The following is a 19,633-nucleotide window of genomic DNA, read 5'->3' as shown; positions in this document are numbered from 1 at the left end:
CCCCGGCCTCGCCGCCGATGCCGATGCCGGCCGCGGTGCCGACCGCCGCCTGGCCCGCAGCGAGCACCGCGCTGCCGCCGCGCACGCGGTCGAGCACCGTGACCGTGCCCCTGTCGACCCGCACGCGGGCAACGGCCCCGTCATAGGCGACCGTCGCCACGCCGTCGCCGGCCACGACCGCCAGCATCGGCGTCTCGACGGCAATCTGTCCGCCGCCGGCCTCGACCACGACCGTCCCCGAATACTGCACGACGGTGGTGCCGCCGCCATTCCCGCCCAGCTGGATGGTCGTCCCCCCGCCGAGGCTGATCTTGCCGAGGTCGTGTTCGAGCACGAGGCGCCCGCGCAGGGTGCGCAGCGTCGCCTCCTCGGCCACCTTGGCGCCGCGCTCGCATTCCTGCCATTCGCCGCGGACGAGCTTGACCACCGTCCCCCGGACGTCGCTGGCCGTCCAGCCTGCCGCCCGGGCAGCGCCGACCGCGGCGCCTTGCGCCAGCACGGCGAACAGCGCCAATCCCACCCATGCAAAGGCACGCGGCACGCCGAGCTCCGGGCCAACATTGCGCACGGGCGCGCAGCCCGCTCAGGCGGCGGCCCCCATGTGTCATTGTGGGCCATTTTCCCGTCCCCCGCAATTGCCCGGCCTCGCCTCCGGCAGCGCCCTCGGGGCGCGCCGTCCGCTACACCGGCTTGACCTGCACGACCTGGAAAGTGTGCACGTCACCGTCGTCTTCCCGGATGGAGACATACTCGCCGACGACGAACCGCTCATCGCCGAAGCGGAAGCCGACCTCGTCGTCGCGCGATGTCTCTTCCATGTAGTCGAAGGTCCAGCGCCCACCCGGGCCGTGCACGATCTGGCCGCGGGCCTCGGCCTCGCCGGGCCGGAAGCGCCGCACCCGGCACAGGGCGCGCTCGCGGCGCCAGCCCTCCGCATCGATGCGGCCGGCCTCATCGAGCGGCACGTAGAGATGATAGGCGTGGCTGCGGTCGCCGTGCGGGTGACCGGGCTCGCGCGCCAGTTCGAGTATGATGTGGCTGATCGGGTTCGGCATGGATCTTCCTTGCTTGCCTCCGTCCGGATGGCGCGGCCGCATGCAACCCGCAACTCGAACATGCCGCCAACATGCGGGGCAACGGCCTCTACCGACATTGATTTGGGTCAAGGGGCAGGAGCGGCCCGCGGCTAGGGTGCACGAGGCCCTCGACGGCGCCTGCGCCGTCCGGCAGCGGAGGCAGGGCACATGGCATTCGAGTTCATCGTCCCGATCGCGACCTTCCCCGACGCGACGCCGGCAGCCGGCCTGCGCCGCGCCCTGGACCTCGCGGCGACGCTGGGCGGCAGGGTGACGGCGCTCGTGCACGAGGTCGACGTCCCGCCGCTGCACAACCTGCTGGCCGAGGTGGTGCTCGACGTCTCCACCATGGCGGCGCAGGCGGAAGCGACGAGCCGCGCGCGCGGGGCGGCTCTCGGCGCCGAACTCGGACAACTGGCCACGTTCTTCCGGCTGCCCTTCTCCACCCGCACCGTCCGCTGCCGCACGGAACTGGTCCCGGTCGAGATGGCGCGCGCCGCGCGGACCTGCGACTACGTGCTATTGGTGCTCGACCCGAACAGCCCCGACCAGGCCGGCATGGCGGAGGGCGTGATCTTCGGGGCAGGCGGGCCGGCCATCCTGTTTCCACCTGCCGACGTGCCCGCGCATCTGCTCAGCGTCGTCATTGCCTGGGACGGCAGTCGGGCCGCGGCCCGCGCTGTTCGCGACGCCCTGCCGGTGCTGGGCCACGCCCGCCACGTCACCCTCGCCACCTTCGAGGAGGAGGGCAAGCCGGCGGCGGCGACGGTGGCGGAGGTGCAGCGCTTCCTCGCCGGGCACAACGTAGAGGCCGGCCACGTCGAAGGGAGGCTGGGGGCGGCGCCGCTCGGCGACGCCATCCAGGACCTCGCCCTCGAACAGGACGCCGGCCTGCTGGTGATGGGCGGCTACGGCCACAACCGCATGCGCGAGTTCGTGCTCGGTGGCGCCACCCGCTCGGTGCTCGACGGGGTGCGGTTGCCGGTGCTGATGTCGCACTGAGTGCGAGCGTCAGGCGCGCGGCGCGCCGGCCGGCGCCGGCGGCGCCCCGAGGATGCGGCGCACGCGCGGCACCAGTTTGAGGACGTCGGCCGCAACCGCCGCCGCCAGCCCGGCCCCGATGGCCAGCGCCAGCTGCAGCAGTGTCGGCAGGCCGAACTGGAAGAGCACGCGCAGCTGCGGCACCAGCACGGCGGCGGCGACCACGGCAACCGCCACCGCGGCGATCAGCCAGAAGGTCGGCTGCACGGCGCGGCCGGACAGCAGCAGCCCGGGATCGTGCGTGGCGTTGACCCGCACCAGCGCGATGTTGCCGGCCACCGTGGCGACGATCGTCATGGTCCGGGCCGTGTCCTCGGGCACCCCCGAGGCGAGCGCCCAGGCGTAGATGCCGACGGCCGCCGCGGCGAGCAGGCCACCCTGGACGAGACCGAGCAGCACCTGCGGGAAGCCGGCGACCGGCTGCCGCCGCGGCCGCGGCGGGCGGCGCATGATGCCGGGCTCTTCCGGCGTCGCCTCGAAGGCGATCGAGCACATCGAATCGATGATCATCTCGAGGATGACGACGTGCAGCGGGTAGACGGCGGGCGGCAGGCCGAACAGCAGCGGCAGGAAGGCAAGCGCGGCGATCGGTACGTGCATGGCGGCGATGTAGATGATGACCTTGCGCAGGTTGTCGAAGATGCGCCGGCCCAGCCTGACCGCGGTGATGATGCGGCCGAAATCCTCGTCAAGCAGGACGATTCCGGCCGCCTCGCGGGCCACGTCGGTGCCGCGCGCGCCCATGGCGATGCCGATGTCGGCAGCCTTCAGCGCCGGCGCGTCGTTGACGCCGTCGCCGGTCATGGCCACGGTTTCGCCGCGCCCCTGCAGGGCGCGCACCAGCAGCAGTTTCTGCTCGGGCATGATGCGGGCGAAGATGCCGGTGTCGTGTACGGCCCGGCTCAGCGCCGCCTCGTCCAATCGGTCCAGATCGGAGCCGGTGAGCACAGCGCCCTGATGATCGATGCCTGCTGCCCGCCCGATGGTGCGCGCCGTCTCGGGATAGTCGCCGGTGATCATCTTGACGGCGATGCCGGCCGATGTCGCCTCGGCCATGGCGGCGGGGACCGAGGCGCGCACGGGGTCTTCGAAGCCGGCGAGGCCAAGAAAGCAGAAGCTGAATGCGTGCGGATCGGCGGGCGGCACGGCGCCCGTCCATTCGCCGGCGGCGATGCCCAGCACGCGCAGCCCTTCTCCGGCCAGCTCATGCACGCGCCTGGCGAGACGCTGCCGCTCGTCCGCATCGAGATGGCACAGCTCGGCCACGGCTTCCGGCGCGCCCTTGGTGGCGACACGGAAGCGCCCGCCGGCGTCGCGCCACAGCTGCGACACGGCCAGCAGTTCGGGGGTGAGGCCGTATTCGCGGGCCAGCCCCCAGTCGTCCGCGAGGGCCGCCTCGATGCGCTCGGGGACAAGGTCGAGCACGGCGGCATCCATCGGATCGTAGCTGCCGCGCCGGGTCGCCAGATAGGCCGCCTCGAGCAGGCCGGCAAAGGCGGCCGGGACCGCCTGCCCCGGCTGTACCGCCAGCCGCTCCGTGCCGCTGTCGAGGACGCGCACGCGCATGCGGTTCTCGGTAATCGTCCCGGTCTTGTCGACGCACAGCACCGTCGCCGCCCCGAGCGTCTCGATCACCGCGGGCCGCCGCGCCAGCACACTGACCTGGGCCATGCGCCAGGCGCCGATGGCGAGGAAGATGGTGAGGACGACGGGAAACTCCTCGGGTAGCATGGCCATGCCCAGGGCGATGCCCGACAGCAGGCCCTGCAGCCAGTCGCCGAGGACGACGCCATAGTAGAGCACGAGCGCGGTGCACACGGCGATCGAGATCACCCCGAAGGTGCGCACGAGCCGGCCGGTCACCTGCTGCAGCGGGGTCTGGGCCTGGACGATGGTGGCGAGCGAGGCGCCGATCCGGCCGGCCTGGGTCTGGCTGCCGGTGCGGCTCACCTCGGCGAGGCCATGGCCGCGCACCGCCAGCGTGCCGCTATAGACGAAGGGCTGGTTGTCGCCGCCCGGGACCGGCGCATCCTGGGAAACAGCGGCGGCGGCCCGCTTGTTGACGGGCACGCTTTCCCCGGTCAGCAGCGACTCGTCGGCGGCGAGCTGGGTCGCCCTGACCAGCCGGCCGTCGGCGGCGATGCGTTCGCCCTCGCCGATGACGATGAGGTCGCCCGGCACCACTTCGCTCGCGGGGATGCGGCGCTCGACGCCGTCGCGCACGACGCTGGCTGAGGGTGCGCCGAGTTCGCGCATGGCCTTGAGCGCGTTTTCGCCGCGCCAGTCCTGGAAGACGGTCAGCCCGATGCTGAACAGGGCGAAGGCCAGCAGCATCAGGCCTTCGGCAATGCTGCCGATGGTGATGTAGACGAGCGCGGCCAGCAGCAGCAGCAACAACATGGGCTCGGTCGCGATGCCCCATGCCACCGTGAGGAACGAGCGCGCGCGGTCGGCGGGCAAAAGGTTGGGCCCGTAGGCGGCGAGCCGCGCCCGGGCCTCGGATTCCGACAGCCCCGGCAGCTGGCGGCCGGCGCTCACGGCGGGGCGTGCCCCGCGTCGGCGAGCGGCAGGGTCACGCGCAGCCGCTGCGGATCGGCCGGGTCCACGGCGACGTCGAAGCCGAGTTCGCGGCACAGCGCCAGCATGCGCGCATTCTCGGCGAGCACGAAGCCGTCGAGGCGCCCGATGCCCTCGGCGCGGCCGTAGTCGATGAGGTGCTGCATCAGCGCCCGGCCGAGGCCGTGTCCCTTGAGATCGCTGCGCACCAGCACGCCGAACTCGGCGGCATCGCGCTCGGGCCCCGAGGCGTAGCGCACGATGCCGGCGAGTTCGCCCGAGGCCTCGAGGGCGACGAAGGCGATGTCGCGATCGTAGTCGAGCTGGGTCAGCCGCACCATCAGGTCGGGCGGGATGACCTTCATCGGCATCAGGAAGCGCAGCCGCATGTCCTCGGGATCGACGCGCCCCAGATAGGCGGGATAGAGCGCGACGTCGGCCGGCCGGATGGGCCGCAGCGTGAAGCGCGCGCCCGAGCGGTCGACGACGGTCTTTTCCCAGCCGGACGGATAGGGGCGGATGGCGAGGCTGCGGTTGGGGGCGGGCTCGTCGAGGCGCGCGAGGTCGAGCTCGACCCGGGCGTCGAGGGCGATGACGCCATCGGCGTCGGCGAGCAGCGGGTTGACGTCGACGGCGACGACCGCCGGGAAGTCGACGACCAGCTGCGACAGGCCCAGCAAGGCGCGCACGATTGCGGCGCGATCGGCAGCCGGGCGGTCGCGATAGCCGGCGAGCAGGCGGCTGATGCGAGTCCGCTCGATCAGTTCGCCGGCCAGCACCTCGTCCAGCGGGGCGAGGCCGGTGGCGGTATCCTTGATCACCTCGACGCCGGTGCCGCCTGCGCCGAACAAAACCGTGGGCCCGAAGCTGGGATCGGTGGCGACGCCGGCGATCAGCTCCTCCGCCAGGCTGCGCCGGATCATCGGCTGCACGGTAAAGCCGTCGACGGTGCCACCCGGCAGGGCATTGACGCGCTCGCGGATGGCGGCCGCGGCCGCCCGGGCACCGGCGGCGTCGCGGATACCGAGCACCACCCCGCCGACGTCGGACTTGTGGGTGATGGTGGCCGAGCGCAGCTTGACGACCACGGCCGGATTTCCGCGCAGCAGGCGCTCCGCGGCGGCAGCAACCGCGTCCTCGTCGACGGCAAGCACCGTTTCGGGCACCGGGATGCCGTAGGCGGCAATCACCGCCTTGGCCTCGTCCTCGGTGAGCAGCCTGCGGCCCTCGGCGGCCGCCGCGGCAATGACGGCGCGCGCCGTTTCCGTATCGACGGCGATCTCGCCGCGGGTCGCGGGCACGCGCTCCAGATTGCGCTGCAGCACCGACCAGCGCGTCAGCAGCGCCACCGCCTCGGCCACCTGTACCGGGGTGTCGAAGCTGGCGACGCCGGCCTGCTGCAGCACCGCGCGTGCCGGGTCGGCGGCGTGCTTGCCGAGCCAGCAGGCAAGGACCGGCTTGCCCCCGATGGTGCCCTTGTCGACGAGCCCGGCGACGGCCGCAGCCGCCTCCACCGGCGAGGCCAGCGCGGTCGGGCAGTTCATCACCAGCACGGCATCGACGCCCGGGTCGGCGGCGACCGCCTCGAGGGCGGCGCGGTAGCGACCGGGCGGCGCATCGCCGATGATGTCCACCGGATTGGCCCGCGACCAGGTTGGCGGCAACTCCGCATCCAGCCGCTGCAGCGTGGCATCGGCCAGCGTCGCCAGCGTCGCTCCTTCATCGAGCAGGCGGTCGACGGCCAGCACCCCGGCGCCCCCGCCATTGGTGACCACGGCCACGCGCCCGCTCGACATCGGCCGGAAGCGGGCCGTGATCTCGGCCGCATTGAACAGATCCTCGAGGTCGTCGACACGGATGATGCCGGCGCGGCGCAGCGCGGCATCGATCACCGTGTCGGCACCGGCGAGGGAGCCGGTATGGGTGAGAGCCGCCCGTGCGGCCGCCTCGTGGCGGCCGGGCTTGACCGCGATGACCGGCTTGATGCGCGCCGCGGCGCGCGCCGCCGACATGAACTTGCGCGGCTCGGGGACGGACTCGAGATACATGAGGATGGCGGCGGTCTTCGAGTCGGCGGCGAGGATGTTGAGGCAATCGCCGACATCGACGTCGCCCATATCGCCGAGCGAAAGCACGTGCGAGAAGCCGATGCCTTCGGCATAGGCCCAGTCGATGATCGAGGAGACGATGGCGCCCGACTGCGAGATCAGCCCCAGCCGCCCGGGAGCGGGTGCGATGTGGGTGAAGCTGGCGTTGAGCCCGAGGTGCGGCGCCAACAGGCCGATGGTGTTGGGACCGATGAGGCGCAGCAGGTGCGGCCGGGCCGCATCCAGCAGCTGCTGGCGCAGCTCCCCGCCGATCCCGGCGGTGATGACGACGGCGATCCGGCAGCCGCGCTCGCCCAGCTGGGAGACGAGTTGCGGCACCGTCGCCGGCGGCGTCATGATCACGGCGAGGTCGGGCGCCTCGGGCAGGTCGGCAACGCGGCGATAGCAGCGCAGGCCCTGAACCTCGTCATATTTGGGGTTCACCGGGTAGACGGCGCCGCGGAAGCCAGCTGCAACGATGTTGCGCAGCACCACCTCGCCCACTGCGCCACGGCGCTGCGATGCGCCGATGACAGCGACGGAGGCCGGATCGAGGGCGCCCTCGAGATTGCGGATGCTCATCGGCGGCTCGCCCTCCAGTTCGGTCCGTACACCAGGCGGACGTCGCTGACGGCCGCTTGTTCTTCCGGGGTTGCCGGCGCCCGGTAACTGGCCTTTTCCTCTTCCCACCGGCATTGACTTCGGTCAAGCGGAGCCGGTGCCGCCGGGCGCCATGCCGATTGACGCAAATCAAGGCCTTGGCACGCGACGCCCGTAGTGTCGTCCCCTGGTCCCGCCAGACCGGCAGGCCCACCCGAGCGCAGGAGCCTCCGATGAGACTGCCTCTGTCCTTGCTGTTGGCCGTTGTCCTGGCGACGCTGCCTGCCGCCGCAGGCGCCGAGGAGGCCCGGCTCAGTTTCGGCGGCGATCAGTACGCCGCCGGCCAGACCGTCGTGCTGCAGTCGCCGGTTGCCGGCGACGCCTTCGTCGCCGGCGGCGACGTCTCGCTCGGCGCCCCGGTGCCCGGCGACGCGCACATGGCGGGGTTCGACGTCGACGCCGACACGCCCATCGCCGAGGATCTCTACGCCTTCGGCTTTTCGGTCAACGTCACCGGCGGGGTGGGAGGGAACGTCACTGCCGCCGGCAACACAGTGACGCTGCGCTTCGCGGCGCCCGTGGGTGGCAATGCCCGCCTCGCCGGACAGAGCGTGACGGTTGCGGCCCCCATCGAAGGCTCCGCCCTGATCTCGGCGCAGACGCTGACGCTGGACGGCCCGATCGGCGGCGATCTCAATTTCTTCGGCGAAAGCATCAGCTTCGCACCGGGCGCCCGGGTCGACGGCACCCTCACCATCCAGGCGCCCAAGGAAATCGCGGTGCCGGCGAGCGTCGCCGCGGCGGAGCGGGTCACGTTCACGCAATTCGCGCCACCCGACTACATGGGCGAGGCGGGTAGGACAGCCGCCGACACCGTGGCGCGGCGGCTGTGGCCGGCGGTGTGGATCGCCGTCGCCGGCTGGTTGCTGCTGCTGCTCGTCGGGGCCGCGTTCATCGCGCTGATGCCGCGGGGCCTCGGCAAGCTGGAGACGGTGTCGCAGACGCGACCGTTCCGCAAGTTCGGGCTCGGCATCCTCGCTCTTGCCTCGCTGCTGGGCCTGGTGCCGGTATTCGTGCTGACGCTGGTCGGCCTGCTCGCCGTGCCCATCGTCGCCATCTTCGTCGGCATCGCGTGCCTGTTCGGCTATCTCGCCGGCGTCTACCTGGCCGGGCTCAGGATCGCCGGCGCCTTCGTCGCCATCGACAGCAACCTCAAGCGCGTCGCGGTGCTGGCCATCGCCCTGCTGGCGGCGGGGGCGCTGGGCGCGATCCCGCTGCTGGGCTGGCTGCTGTCGCTGCTGCTGCTGGTGTTCGGGCTGGGCGTCATCGCGGCGGTGCTGATGGTGCGCTGGAGCAGGGCCGACGCGGCGCGGCTGCAGGCGCAGGGACCGCCCGCGAGTGCCGCACCGGCGCCCTGAAGACGGGCGGGGCGCGGCCCGGCCTTGACGGCGACGGCGCGACCCACCCCAATGCGGGTTCATCAGCCCGGACGCGGTATCGCCCATGCAGGTAGCTGGCCACCGATGAAACCGCCGCCTGCCGCTGCCGGCCTTGCCGAAAAACGCCGCTTCCTCGCGGCGCCGGCCGCCTATCCGCACGCCCCGGCCCGCGTCGACGTGATCGAGACGCACATGTCGTGCGTCTTCCTCACCGGCACCCTCGCCTACAAGCTCAAGAAGCCGGTACGCTACCCCTTCCTCGACTTCACCACGCTGGCGGCGCGGCGCCGCGTCTGTCTGACCGAAGTGCGGCTCAACCGGAGGCTGGCCGGAGACGTCTATCGCCGCATCGTGCCGCTGCGTCGCGGCCGGGAGGGCGGGTTGACGCTGGGGGGCGACAGCGGCGAGATCGTCGACTGGTTGATCGAAATGGAGCAACTGCCTGCCGCCGAAATGCTGGACAACCGCATTGCCGCCGGCCGGGTCATGCCCGCCGAAATTGTCGATATCGGCCGCATACTCGGCCGCTTCTACGCGGCAGCGAGGCCACAGGTGCGCGGCGGCGGGGTCTATCCGCGGCATCTCGAGCGCGAGAGCACGGTCAACCGCGCACTGCTGCTGCGCCAGGGCTGGGCGACGCGGACCGAACCCAACGCCGCCTTGCTCGGCCGGGTGGAGGGGCTGCTCGAGCGCTGGGCACCGGCCATCCATGCCCGCATCGCCGCCGGCCGGATCGTCGAGGGCCACGGCGACCTGCGGCCGGAGCACATCTGCCTCAGGCGGCCGATCGTGGCCATCGACTGCCTCGAGTTCGACCGCGAGATGCGCATCCTCGACCCCTATGACGAGGTCAACTATCTCGGCCTCGAGTGTGAGCGGCAGGGGGCCGGCTGGATCCGGCCGCTGCTGCTGGCGACGCTGGAGGACGTCCTGGGCGGCCGCCCGGAGCCGGCCCTGCTGCACACCTATGGCGCCTTCCGCGCCGTGCTCAGGGCCCGCATCTGCATGGCGCACCTGCTTGACCCCGAGCCGCAGCGGCCCGAGCACTGGCCCGCAGCGGCGCAGGCCTACCTGGCACTGGCGGAAGCGGAATGCATCAGGGCCGGGGGTTGAGCAGCCGGTGGATGGAGCCGCCGGCATGCAGCCGTTCGATGGCCTCGCCGATGAGTCCGGCACAACCGACGATCTCGAGCCGGCCCCCGGTATCGAGCCCCTCCGGCAGCGGGATGCTGTCGGTGACGAGGATGGCATCGACATCGGTGCCGCCGAACAGCGCGGCCGACCCGCCGGCAAACAGGCCGTGGGCGGCGAGCGCGAAGACGCGGGCGGCGCCGCGTTCGCGGGCAGCCCTGGCGGCGCGCAGCACCGTGCCGCCGCTGGCGATCATGTCATCGAGGATGAAGACGTCGGCGCCGGCGACCTCGCCGGCGAAGAGATTGCCGGAGACCACGTCCTCGCTGCGGCGCTTCTCCATGATGGCGAGACCGGCGGCGCGCCCCGTCTCGGCGATGAAGGTCTCGCGCAGCGCCTGCACGCGCCGCATGCCGCCGCTGTCCGGAGCCAGGAAGACGACGGGGCGGCCTGCGGAGCGCGCCACCACCGCGGTGGTGAACAGGTGCTGGGTATCGAGATGCACGTTGCGGCAGCGAAAGGCGTTCTGGAAGGCCGCGACGTTGTGCACCTCCATGGTGACGACGGCGTCGGTGCCCACCGCCTCGAGCAGCTCGGCGACGTAACGGGTGGTCACCGGGTCGCGCGGCTTGGTCTGCTGGTCCTTGCGCGAGAAAGCCAGGTAGGGGACGACGGCGGTCAGGCGCGCCGCGCCGTTGTCGCGGCAGGCGGCGAGAAAGAACAGCAGCCGGACGAGCCGGTCGGCCGGCGATTGCGCACCGCCGCCGTGCAGGCTGTGCAGGACGTAGACATCCTCGTTGCGCACGCTCATCAGGGGCCGGGACTTGTGCTCGCCGTCGCTGAACTCGCGCTCCTCCAGGGGGGCGAGGTCGGTGCCGATCGCTGCCGCCACGGCCCGGCCAAGAACGTGTGTACCTTCGAGGGCAAAAAGGCGCATGATGGATTCCAGCCATGGTTGCAAACGAGCATCGCAACCCACCCTGACGGAGAAGTTGACCGGGATCAAACCCCAAGTCGAGCGGCCCCGAGAGCCGCCGGGAGGCGCCCATGTTCCACGACCGCCAGGCGGCGGGCCAGGCGCTGGCGCAGCGGCTCGGCGCCCTCGAGCTCGGGACCGGCGTGGTCCTGGCGCTGCCGCGCGGCGGCGTGCCGGTGGCGCGGGAGGTCTGCGCGCAACTCGGGCTGCCGCTCGACCTCATCCTGGTGCGCAAGATCGGGGCGCCGGGCCAGCCGGAACTGGCCGTCGGCGCCATTGCCGACGGCGGCGAGGCCGAACCGGTCATCAACGCGGAGGTGATGCGGCTGTGCGGCCTGACCCCGGCCGAGGTGCGCGCCATGGCGAAGGCCGAACAGCCGGAACTGGACCGCCGGCGCGCCGCCTATCTGGGCACGCGAGCGCGGCTCGAGCTGGAGGGCAAGACGGCGGTCCTCGTCGATGACGGCCTCGCCACGGGGGCGACGATGAAGGCGGCAATCCGGGCGGCGCGGGCGCGCCGGGCGGCGCGGGTCGTGGTGGCGGTGCCGATCGGCTCGGCCGACACGGTGGCCGAGATGCAGGCGGAGGCCGACGAGGTGGTTTGCCTCGAGACCCCCTCCCCGTTCTGGGCCGTCGGGCAGGGCTACGCCAATTTCGACCAGGTGACGGATGCCGAAGTGGTTGACGCCATGGCCGCCCATACGGCTTCACCGCGGGGCTGAGCCGCGCGGGACGGTTTGATGCGCGTCAAGGCGAGGCCATGGCACGCTCCTAGCATGCGCCATGAGGCAGCCACGGACTGCCGGGGAGATCGTCATGCGCAGGCTCGGGTATCTGGCGGCCGCCATCCTCCTGTTGCTCGCCACCGCCGCGAACGGGCAGGACCGGCCGGTAGCGGCCGGTAGCGCTACTGAAAAGGAGCAGACCGTGGACCTCACCGCCGTCGACGTCGCCGCGCAACCGATGCTCTATGTCACCGCCCGCTCATCGATGCAGCCGGACGAGATCCGGCAGGTGATGGACACCGCCTTCGCGACACTGGGTCGGTTCCTGGCCGAGACGCACATCGTCCCTCTCGGTCCGCCCCTCGCCGTCTACAGCAACTGGGCCGACGGGCAGATGACCACCGATGTCGGCTTCCCGGTGGCGGCGGCCGATGCCGGCAAGGCGGCCGGGCCCGTGCTTGCCGGGACCACGCCTTCGGGCCACGCGCTCAAGGCGGTGCACAAAGGGGCCTATGACGGGCTGGCGGCGACCTACCGGGCCATCGAGGCGCGGATGCAGGCTGCCGGCATGGCACCGGCCGGCAAATCCTGGGAAATCTACCTGAACGAGCCCGGCGCCGTGCCCGACGCCGAACTGCTCACCGAGATCTACATGCAGGTCTCCGCCGAGGACGCGGCGAAACTCAAGGCGAACTGAGGGCGCGGTCGGGAGGCACGTGGGGCCATGGCGCACAAGCAGGTGTTGTTCCGCTCGGAGGCGCGCGAAAAGATTCTCAACGGCGCCACCCAGCTTGCCGATGCGGTGCGGGTGACGCTCGGCCCGCGCTCGAAATCGGTGCTCATCGAGCGCAAATGGGGAGCGCCGCTGGTGTGCAACGACGGCGTCACCATCGCCAAGGAATTCGATCTCAAGGACCCGGAGGAAAATCTCGGCGCCCGCATGCTGCGCCAGGCGGCGGAAAAGACCGGCGAGATGGTCGGCGACGGCACCAGCACCTCGACGATCCTCGCCCAGGCCATCTTTGCCGACGGGCTGCGCAACGTCGTCGCCGGGGCCAGCGCCATCGACATCAAGCGCGGCCTCGACCGCGCCAGCAGGCGCGCCGTGGAGGCGCTCAAGCAGCTGTCGCGCCCGGTCGCAAGCCGCAAGGAAAAGGAGCAGGTCGCGACCATCTCGGCGCATAACGACGCCACCATCGGTGCGCTCGTCGCCGAAGCGATGGAAAAGGTGGGCGGCGAAGGGGTGATCACCGTCGAGGAAGCCAAGACCACGGAGACGGCGCTGGAAGTGGTCGAGGGCATGCAGTTCGATCGCGGCTTCCTGTCGCCCTATTTCGTCACCAATGCCGAGCGCATGGAGGCCGAGCTCGAAGACGCCCTGATTCTCATCGTCGACGGCAAGGTGAGCGTGCTGGCCGACCTCATCGGCCTGCTCGAGGCGGTGGCCAAGTCGGGCGCGCCGCTGCTCGTCGTCGCCGAGGAGGTGGAGGGCGAGGCGCTGGCCACCCTCATCGTCAACAACATCCGCGGCACCTTCCACAATTGCGCCGTCAAGGCGCCAGGCTTCGGCGACCGCCGCAAGGCGATGCTGGAAGACATCGCCGTGCTTACCGGCGGGCAGGTCATTTCGCAGGACCTCGGCTTCAAGCTCGAGAACGTCGCCATCGAGCACCTGGGCCGGACCAAGCGCGTCGTGGTCGACAAGGATTCGACCACGATCATCGGCGGCCAGGGTGCCAAGGCGGCGATCAGCGGCCGCATCGAGCAGCTGCGGCGCGAGATCAGGAAGGCCACCAGCGACTATGACCGGGAGAAACTCGAGGAACGGCTGGCCAAGCTCGCCGGCGGCGTTGCCGTGGTGCGCGTCGGGGCACCGACGGAAGCGGAGATGAAGGCGCGCAAGGATGCCTTCGACGACGCCGTCAGCGCCACCAAGGCGGCCGCCGCCGAGGGCATCGTGCCGGGCGGCGGGCTGGCGCTGCTGCGCTGCGCCGCCGCCATCGAGGACGAGGCGGGCAAGTGCGAAGGCGACGAGCGCACCGGGGTCATGATCCTGCGCCGCGCCATCGAAGCGCCGGCCCGCCAGATCGCGGAAAACTCGGCGACCGACGGCGGCGTGGTGGTGGCCCGCATGCTCGAGGGCCAGGGCGCCACCGGGTTCGACGCCGGCGCCAAGGCCTATGTGGATCTGGTCGAGGCGGGGATCATCGATCCCGCCAAGGTGGTGCGCATCGCGCTCGAGAACGCGGTCAGCGTCGCCAGCGTGCTGCTGCTGACCGAGGCAACGATGACCGAAATTCCCGAGCCGGAGGCGGCGCGGCTGCCGTCTCCGGAGATGGGTCTATAGTCGATCGCTGCCGTGCCGCGGCAGTGAGCGTAATCGCAATTGAGGGAACCTCATGGAAATCCGCACGATCCTGGTCAATGTCGATCTCGATGCCGTCTCCCCGGCGCTGGTGAAATGTGCCGCCGCCCTCGCCGGGCGCTTCGGCGCCAGCCTCATCGGGCTGGCCGCCGCCGAGCCCTCGCCCGCGCTGATCGGGGTGGACGGGGCCGTCGCCGCCGCCGAGTTCTACGCCCAGGAGCGGGCCGACATCGAGGCGCAGCTACAGTTGGCCGAGGCCCAGTTCCGGGCGGCGGTGCCAGCCGGCATCGAGGTGTCGTGGCGCGGTTCGATCGAAGCGCCCAACCGCAGCCTCGCCGCGACGGCGCGCCGGGCCGACCTGATCGTCACCGGCTCGCACCTCGACAACGCCGGCGCGGGCTATCTGCGCCGCGTCGACGTCGGTGAACTCGTGCTCGGCGCCGGCCGACCGGTGCTGGTCGCCAGTGCCGACGCCGCCGAGATCAAGGCCGAGACCGTCGTCATCGGCTGGAAGGACACGCGCGAAGCGCGCCGCGCCGTCGCCGATGCCCTGCCCTTGCTCAAGGCCGCAGCCACCGTCGTGGCCGTGAGCATCAGCGAGGGTGACCTCGGCGCCGAACAGGCCAGCCTGGAAGACCTGCTCGCCTGGCTCCGGCGCCACGATATCGCCGCCAAGGGCGATGTCCATGCCGCCGAGCAGGGCCAGGCCGAAACGCTCGCCGCGATTGCCGGCCGGCTGGGGTCGGATCTCATCGTCACCGGCGGCTACGGCCACAGCCGGCTGCGTGAATGGCTGTTCGGTGGGGTGACGCGCGACCTGCTTGCGGCGCCCACGGTGAACCGCTTCATGTCCAACTGAACCGGCCGCGGGGGCCATCGCCGCAGGCTGCCGCTTCACGCGAGCGTGACAAAGCCATTGGCCTTCACCATTATGGCGCTCCCGGAATCGGCTGGAGCGCAAACGTGAGCGAAGAAGCCAACATCGACGCCTATTTCGAGCGTATCGGCTTTGCCGGCTCGATCGCCCCGACCCTGCAGACCCTCGAACTGCTGCATGCGCTGCACCCGGCGGTCATCCCGTTCGAGAACCTCGATCCGCTGATGCAGGTCCCGGTGCGCCTCGACCTGTCCAACCTGCAGCAGAAGCTGCTGTTCGAAAAGCGCGGCGGCTACTGCCTCGAACACAATCTGCTGTTCAAGGCCGTGCTGGAGACGCTCGGCTTTCCCGTGCGCGGGCTGGGGGCGCGGGTGCTGTGGGGACACCCCGAGGGCAGCGAGCGGCCGGTCAGCCACGTGCTGCTGGCCGTCGACATCGGCGGGGCGACCTATATCGCCGATGTCGGCTTCGGCGGGCAGACGTTGACCGCGCCGCTGCGCCTCAAGGCCGATGTGGAGCAACATACGCCGCACGAGCCCTATCGCCTGAGCGGCGGCGAGGGGGAGTGGCGGCTCGAGATCCGGCTGGGAGAGACGTGGCGGCCGCTCTACAGCTTCGATCTGTCGGAAAAGAGCTACGAGGACTACCAGTCGATCAACGACATGACCTCGTCGGGGCCGACCTTCAGCGGCAATCTGATTGCAGCGCGGGCTGAGAAGGGGCGGCGCCTGGCGCTGCGCAATGACCGCTTCACCGTCTATCCGCTGGGCGGGGCGGCGGAAACGCGGACGTTGTCGGGCACGGCCGAGCTGCGGGAAGTACTGAGCGGCCCCTTCGGCATCACCCTGCCGCAAAGCGACAGGCTGGAGCCGGCGCTGGAAAAGGCGCTGGCCCAACCGGCACCGGCAAGCTGATGGCAGCCGTCGTTCCCCGACCCGACAGGATCCGCGAGTTCAGGGACCGGCACGCATTCGAGGCCTGGCTGGCCGAGAACCACGCCCGCGAGGCCGAGGTTTGGCTCAAGCTGCACAAGAAGGGCTCCGGCCTGCCATCCGTGACCGTCGCCGAGGCGCTGGACGTCGTGCTGTGCTGGGGCTGGATCGACGGCATCCGCAAGGGCCTCGACGCGAACAGCTTCCTGCAGCGCTACAGTCCCCGCGGCAGCAAGAGTATCTGGAGCGAGATCAACAAGGCGCACGTCGAACGCCTCATCCGCGAAGGCCGCTTGCAGCCGCCTGGCCTCGCCCAGGTCGAGGCGGCGAAGTCCGACGGCCGCTGGGACCGTGCCTATCAAGGGGCGCGGCAGATGGAGTTCCCCGCCGACCTGCTGGCCGCGATCGAGAAGGAGCCCGCGGCGCGCGCAACCTTCGCCACCCTCAATTCGCAGAACCGCTACGCGCTCGCCTTCCGCACCCACAACATGAAGACCCCGGCCGGCCGGGCCAAGAAGATCGCGGCCTTCGTCGAGATGCTGAAGCGCGGCGAAACCATCTATCCCAATGGCGCAGGCCGGCGGCCATGACCGATTTCGTCGCCTTCCTGCGCGGCATCAACCTGGGCCGGCGGCAGATGAAGATGGCCGACCTCAAGGCGTGTTGCGAGGCCATGGGCCTGAGGGAGGTCAAGACCATCCTCGCCAGCGGCAATGTCCGTTTCGAAGCTTCGGAGTCGGGTCTGCGGAAAAGGCTCGAGGAGGGGATCGAAGCGTGCTTCGGCTACCCCGTCGCGGTGGTGCTGCGCAGCGCGGCCGAGATCGACGCCATGGTCGGCGCGCAGCCCTTCGCCGGCGTCGATCCGGCCGCCGACGTCGCCCTGCACGTGCTGCTTGCCGAGCGGACGCTGCCGGCGGAACTGGACCTGGGCGGCCTGCCGTCCCATATCGAGGTGGCGCGCGTCGCTGCGCGCGAAATCTATCTCATCGCACACAGGCTGCCCAACGGGCGCTATACCGAGGGCCTCGAGCATCTCGGCAAGCTGCTGCCCAAGGATACGCTGTTCACGATGCGCAACTGGAACACCATCCTCAAGGCACGCGCGTGATTACCGTTCTGGGCTCCACCAATCTCGATCTGATCGGCACCGTCAGCCGCCTTCCCGGGCCGGGCGAAACCGTGCCCGGCGGGCAGTTCTCGACGGCTGCCGGCGGCAAGGGCGCCAACCAGGCACTGGCGGCGCGCCGGGCGGGGGCGCAGGTGCGCCTGTTCTGTGCCGCCGGCACCGACAGTTTCGCCGCGGATGCGCTGCGGCTGCTGCGCGCCGACGGCGTCGATCTGGGCGGGCTGAAGACCTTTCCCGGCCCCACCGGCATCGCCATGATCCTGGTCGACGGGCAGGGCGAGAACGTCATCGCCATCCTGCCCGGCGCCAACGCAGCCATGGGAGAAGCCGAAGCCGAAGCGGCGCTCTCGGGGATGGTAGGAGGCGACGTGCTGCTGCTGCAGCAGGAAATCCCGCAGGCGGCCACGGCGCGGGGGCTGGCACTGGCCCGGGCGCAGGGCGTCACCTCGATCCTCAATACCGCCCCGTTCCTCGCCTCGACGCCGGAACTGGCCAAAACCGCCTCGATCGTCATCGCCAACGAAACAGAATTCGCCCTGCTCGCCGACGGCAGCCAGGACGCGCTCGAGGCGCGGATGGCCGCGTGGGCCAAGGCGCACGGGCAGACGGTGATCGTGACGCTGGGGCCGGACGGCGCGCGCGCCGCTACCCCCACGCACAGCATCAGCGTGCCGGCGTATCCGGTCGACCCGGTCGACACCGTCGGCGCCGGGGACACCTTCTGCGGCTATTTCGCGGCCGGACTCGACGCCGGGCTCGACCTCGAGCCGGCCATGCGCCGCGCCGCGGTGGCGGCGAGCCTCGCCTGTCTCACGCCCGGGGCCCAGCCCGCCATTCCCCATGCCGGGCAGGTCGACGCCGCGCTCTGATTCAGATACCGCCCCGCCGTCCGAGGCGCGGCTCCAGATGGTCCTCGAACAGCAGGCCCGGGCTCGCCGCGAGCGCCGCCGGGTAGGCGGCCTCGGCGGCGAGCGAAAGCCTGAGGAAGGCCGCGATCCCCTCGGGGCCCTCGGCGTCCGCCATCGGATAGCGGCCCTGTTCGAGCCGCTGCAGCAGGGTCTGCTTGGAACGGATCATGCCGGCGGTGACGCCGGGCCCGTTGCTCATCGAAAGGGTGCGCTTGACGTAGTCGTGCAGCGGCTCCCCGAGGTGATAGGAGCGCGGGGCGGTGCGGTAGAGCTGCATCAGGAATTCGAGGTCGGTCATGTTGCTCAGGGTCGCGTCGTAGCGGGCGTCGCAGGCGCGCCGGTCCCACACGAGCATCGAATCCATGGACAGGCAGACGAACTTGTGCTCGCCCGGGCGCAGCACCCGGTCCGGTCCGGCGCCGACCAGGCGGAGCCGGTGGAAGTGCTCGTCCATGACGTCGAGGGCCGAGGTGACGATGGGGTAGTCGGCCAGCGCCGCGACGGCGCGCGCCAGCTTTGCGGGCTTGAACCGGTCATCGGCGTCGAGAATCGCCGCATAGGGGGTATCGATGACGTCGAGGGCGAGATTGCGGGCCCGTGACGCCCCGCCCCCGACCGTCCCCGAGGAAAGGAAGCGCAGGCGCGGATCGGCAAGCCCCTCGGACGCGAGCAGAGCGGCGTAGTCGAACCCGTCATCGGCGATGATGAACAGCAGCCAGTCGGCAAAGCTCTGGGCGAGGACGCTGCGCACCGCCGCCCCGATGAACGGGGCCGCCCGGAACGCCGGCATGATGATGGAGACCGTCTGTTTCATGCCGCCGCGCACCTCCCGCCCGCATCCCGGCCGGTCTTGAAGGCCGGCGCGCTTTGCCCCATATCCTGCCCAGAAGATCGGCGCCACTGTAACCCGGGCCGATTTTCGATCGTTGCTTTCGCAAGGACGGTAGAAATGTCACGCGTCTCCATGTTCTCGGCCCCCTTCCTGCTGGGCTTCGACGCCTTCGAGGAGAGAGTCGACCGGCTCACCAAGGCCGCGGACGGCTACCCGCCCTACAATATCGAGCGCACAATCGATGCCGACGGCACCGAAACGTTCCTGATTTCCATCGCGGTCGCAGGCTTCGGCGCCGACGACCTCGAGGTGACCAGCGAGGACAACCAGCTGCTCGTACGCGGCCGGCAGAAAGACGACGGCACGCGGGAATTCCTGCATCGCGGCATCGCCGCCCGCCAGTTCCAGCGCAGCTTTCTGCTCGCCGAGGGCGTTGTGGTCAGGGAAGCGACGCTGCGCAACGGCATGCTGGTCATCGCCGTCGTCAGGCCCAAGGCGGAGAAGGTAGCCCGCCGCATCGACATCCGTTCTGCCTAGAAAGGGGAACACGAATGCAAGAACATCCGGAAGAACAGCAGACCTACAATCCCCTGCGGCACCTGACGCCGGCCCAGTTCATGGCGCTGGGCGGCAATGCGGTGGTGTACGTCAAGCCGATTCTCGGCGGCAAGCTCGCCGAATTGATGGCCGAGCCCGATTTCGACAGCGACACGCTGTTCCAGCTCGTGGTGTCGGCCGATGGCACGCCGCTGCTCATCGCCGACAGCACGGAAGCCGTGGCCGAGTGGCTCGCCGGCAAGGACTTCGGCATCGTCGCACTGCACTAGAGCGGTTCTGGCTTAGTTTGAAGCATATCCTGCATTTGCGAAGTAGTTTGCGCATTCTTCTGGCTCGATGGATTGGACGAGGGCGCCGATGTGGCGCCATGTATCGGGGACGGTTCGGCGCTGGGCCATGCGCAT

The 19,633-nt window shown here is 70.7% G+C and carries 18 protein-coding genes and 2 pseudogenes; 13 read left to right on the top strand and 7 right to left on the bottom strand.

The features are described from left to right. Window positions 1–541 (bottom strand): annotated as a pseudogene (locus VGD93_RS08790) (hypothetical protein); the annotation flags it as partial. A gap of 139 nt (window positions 542–680) precedes the next feature. Beyond that, the gene (locus VGD93_RS08785) at window positions 681–1,055 is read right to left on the bottom strand and encodes a hypothetical protein (RefSeq protein WP_395011194.1); all 375 of its coding nucleotides are present in this window, start codon (window positions 1,053–1,055) and stop codon (window positions 681–683) included. Between the two features lie 189 nt (window positions 1,056–1,244). On the opposite strand from VGD93_RS08785, the gene VGD93_RS08780 reads away from it, so the two are divergent. Continuing rightward, window positions 1,245–2,078, top strand: a complete 834-nt coding sequence (locus tag VGD93_RS08780) for a universal stress protein (RefSeq protein WP_395011192.1) — start codon at window positions 1,245–1,247, stop codon at window positions 2,076–2,078. A 9-nt stretch (window positions 2,079–2,087) separates the two neighbouring features. Here VGD93_RS08780 and VGD93_RS08775 read toward each other — a convergent pair whose 3' ends face one another. Then, window positions 2,088–4,655, bottom strand: a complete 2,568-nt coding sequence (locus VGD93_RS08775; protein WP_395011190.1) for a cation-translocating P-type ATPase — start codon at window positions 4,653–4,655, stop codon at window positions 2,088–2,090. Continuing rightward, on the bottom strand, window positions 4,652–7,342 hold the full coding sequence (locus tag VGD93_RS08770; RefSeq protein ID WP_395011188.1) for a GNAT family N-acetyltransferase: 2,691 nt from the start codon (window positions 7,340–7,342) through the stop codon (window positions 4,652–4,654). Before VGD93_RS08770 ends, VGD93_RS08775 begins: the two co-directional genes overlap by 4 nt. A gap of 251 nt (window positions 7,343–7,593) precedes the next feature. Here VGD93_RS08770 and VGD93_RS08765 point away from each other — a divergent pair, with 251 nt between their 5' ends. Then, complete coding sequence (locus VGD93_RS08765; RefSeq protein WP_395011186.1) at window positions 7,594–8,778, top strand: hypothetical protein; 1,185 nt, start codon at window positions 7,594–7,596, stop codon at window positions 8,776–8,778. Window positions 8,779–8,883: 105 nt separating this feature from the next. Continuing rightward, window positions 8,884–9,912, top strand: coding sequence for a hypothetical protein (locus VGD93_RS08760; RefSeq protein ID WP_395011185.1), 1,029 nt, complete (start codon window positions 8,884–8,886; stop codon window positions 9,910–9,912). Here the strand turns inward: VGD93_RS08760 and VGD93_RS08755 are convergent. Then, window positions 9,896–10,867 carry a ribose-phosphate diphosphokinase gene (locus tag VGD93_RS08755; protein ID WP_395011183.1) on the bottom strand — a complete coding sequence of 324 codons (972 nt, stop codon included), beginning with the start codon at window positions 10,865–10,867 and terminating at the stop codon, window positions 9,896–9,898. The two genes, VGD93_RS08760 and VGD93_RS08755, sit on opposite strands and share 17 nt — an antisense overlap. Before the next feature lie 110 nt (window positions 10,868–10,977). On the opposite strand from VGD93_RS08755, the gene VGD93_RS08750 reads away from it, so the two are divergent. From VGD93_RS08750 to VGD93_RS08715, 8 genes are all read left to right on the top strand, one after another. Next, entirely contained in the window at window positions 10,978–11,628 is a 651-nt protein-coding gene (locus VGD93_RS08750) for a phosphoribosyltransferase (RefSeq protein WP_395011181.1), read from the top strand. 94 nt (window positions 11,629–11,722) lie between these two features. Then, on the top strand, window positions 11,723–12,328 hold the full coding sequence (locus tag VGD93_RS08745; RefSeq protein WP_395011179.1) for a GyrI-like domain-containing protein: 606 nt from the start codon (window positions 11,723–11,725) through the stop codon (window positions 12,326–12,328). Window positions 12,329–12,355: 27 nt separating this feature from the next. Then, on the top strand, window positions 12,356–13,978 hold the full coding sequence (gene groL, locus VGD93_RS08740) for a chaperonin GroEL (RefSeq protein ID WP_395011177.1): 1,623 nt from the start codon (window positions 12,356–12,358) through the stop codon (window positions 13,976–13,978). A 52-nt stretch (window positions 13,979–14,030) separates the two neighbouring features. Further along, window positions 14,031–14,855, top strand: a complete 825-nt coding sequence (locus VGD93_RS08735) for a universal stress protein (RefSeq protein WP_395011175.1) — start codon at window positions 14,031–14,033, stop codon at window positions 14,853–14,855. Window positions 14,856–14,959: 104 nt separating this feature from the next. After that, entirely contained in the window at window positions 14,960–15,787 is an 828-nt protein-coding gene (locus VGD93_RS08730; RefSeq protein ID WP_395011173.1) for an arylamine N-acetyltransferase family protein, read from the top strand. Next, on the top strand, window positions 15,787–16,395 hold the full coding sequence (locus VGD93_RS08725; RefSeq protein WP_395011171.1) for a YdeI/OmpD-associated family protein: 609 nt from the start codon (window positions 15,787–15,789) through the stop codon (window positions 16,393–16,395). Before VGD93_RS08730 ends, VGD93_RS08725 begins: the two co-directional genes overlap by 1 nt. Further along, on the top strand, window positions 16,392–16,913 hold the full coding sequence (locus VGD93_RS08720) for a DUF1697 domain-containing protein (protein WP_395011169.1): 522 nt from the start codon (window positions 16,392–16,394) through the stop codon (window positions 16,911–16,913). Before VGD93_RS08725 ends, VGD93_RS08720 begins: the two co-directional genes overlap by 4 nt. Next, entirely contained in the window at window positions 16,910–17,800 is an 891-nt protein-coding gene (locus tag VGD93_RS08715) for a ribokinase (RefSeq protein WP_395011167.1), read from the top strand. Before VGD93_RS08720 ends, VGD93_RS08715 begins: the two co-directional genes overlap by 4 nt. Window position 17,801: 1 nt before the next feature. Here the strand turns inward: VGD93_RS08715 and VGD93_RS08710 are convergent, their stop codons facing one another. Next, complete coding sequence (locus VGD93_RS08710; RefSeq protein WP_395011166.1) at window positions 17,802–18,653, bottom strand: glycosyltransferase family 2 protein; 852 nt, start codon at window positions 18,651–18,653, stop codon at window positions 17,802–17,804. A 135-nt stretch (window positions 18,654–18,788) separates the two neighbouring features. Between VGD93_RS08710 and VGD93_RS08705 the strand changes: the two genes are divergently transcribed. Then, window positions 18,789–19,208, top strand: coding sequence for an Hsp20 family protein (locus VGD93_RS08705; protein ID WP_395011164.1), 420 nt, complete (start codon window positions 18,789–18,791; stop codon window positions 19,206–19,208). A 14-nt stretch (window positions 19,209–19,222) separates the two neighbouring features. Continuing rightward, window positions 19,223–19,498 (top strand): DUF1150 family protein, encoded by a 276-nt coding sequence (locus VGD93_RS08700; RefSeq protein WP_395011162.1) that lies wholly within the window; start codon window positions 19,223–19,225, stop codon window positions 19,496–19,498. 12 nt (window positions 19,499–19,510) lie between these two features. Here the strand turns inward: VGD93_RS08700 and VGD93_RS08695 are convergent. After that, window positions 19,511–19,633 (bottom strand): annotated as a pseudogene (locus VGD93_RS08695) (IS630 family transposase); the annotation flags it as partial.

It is taken from the genome of Devosia sp. (assembly GCF_036406155.1).
Lineage (GTDB): Bacteria > Pseudomonadota > Alphaproteobacteria > Rhizobiales > Devosiaceae > Devosia_A.
The sequence above is the reverse complement of the archived record's forward strand: the minus strand, read 5'-3'. Positions and strand labels throughout refer to the sequence as shown.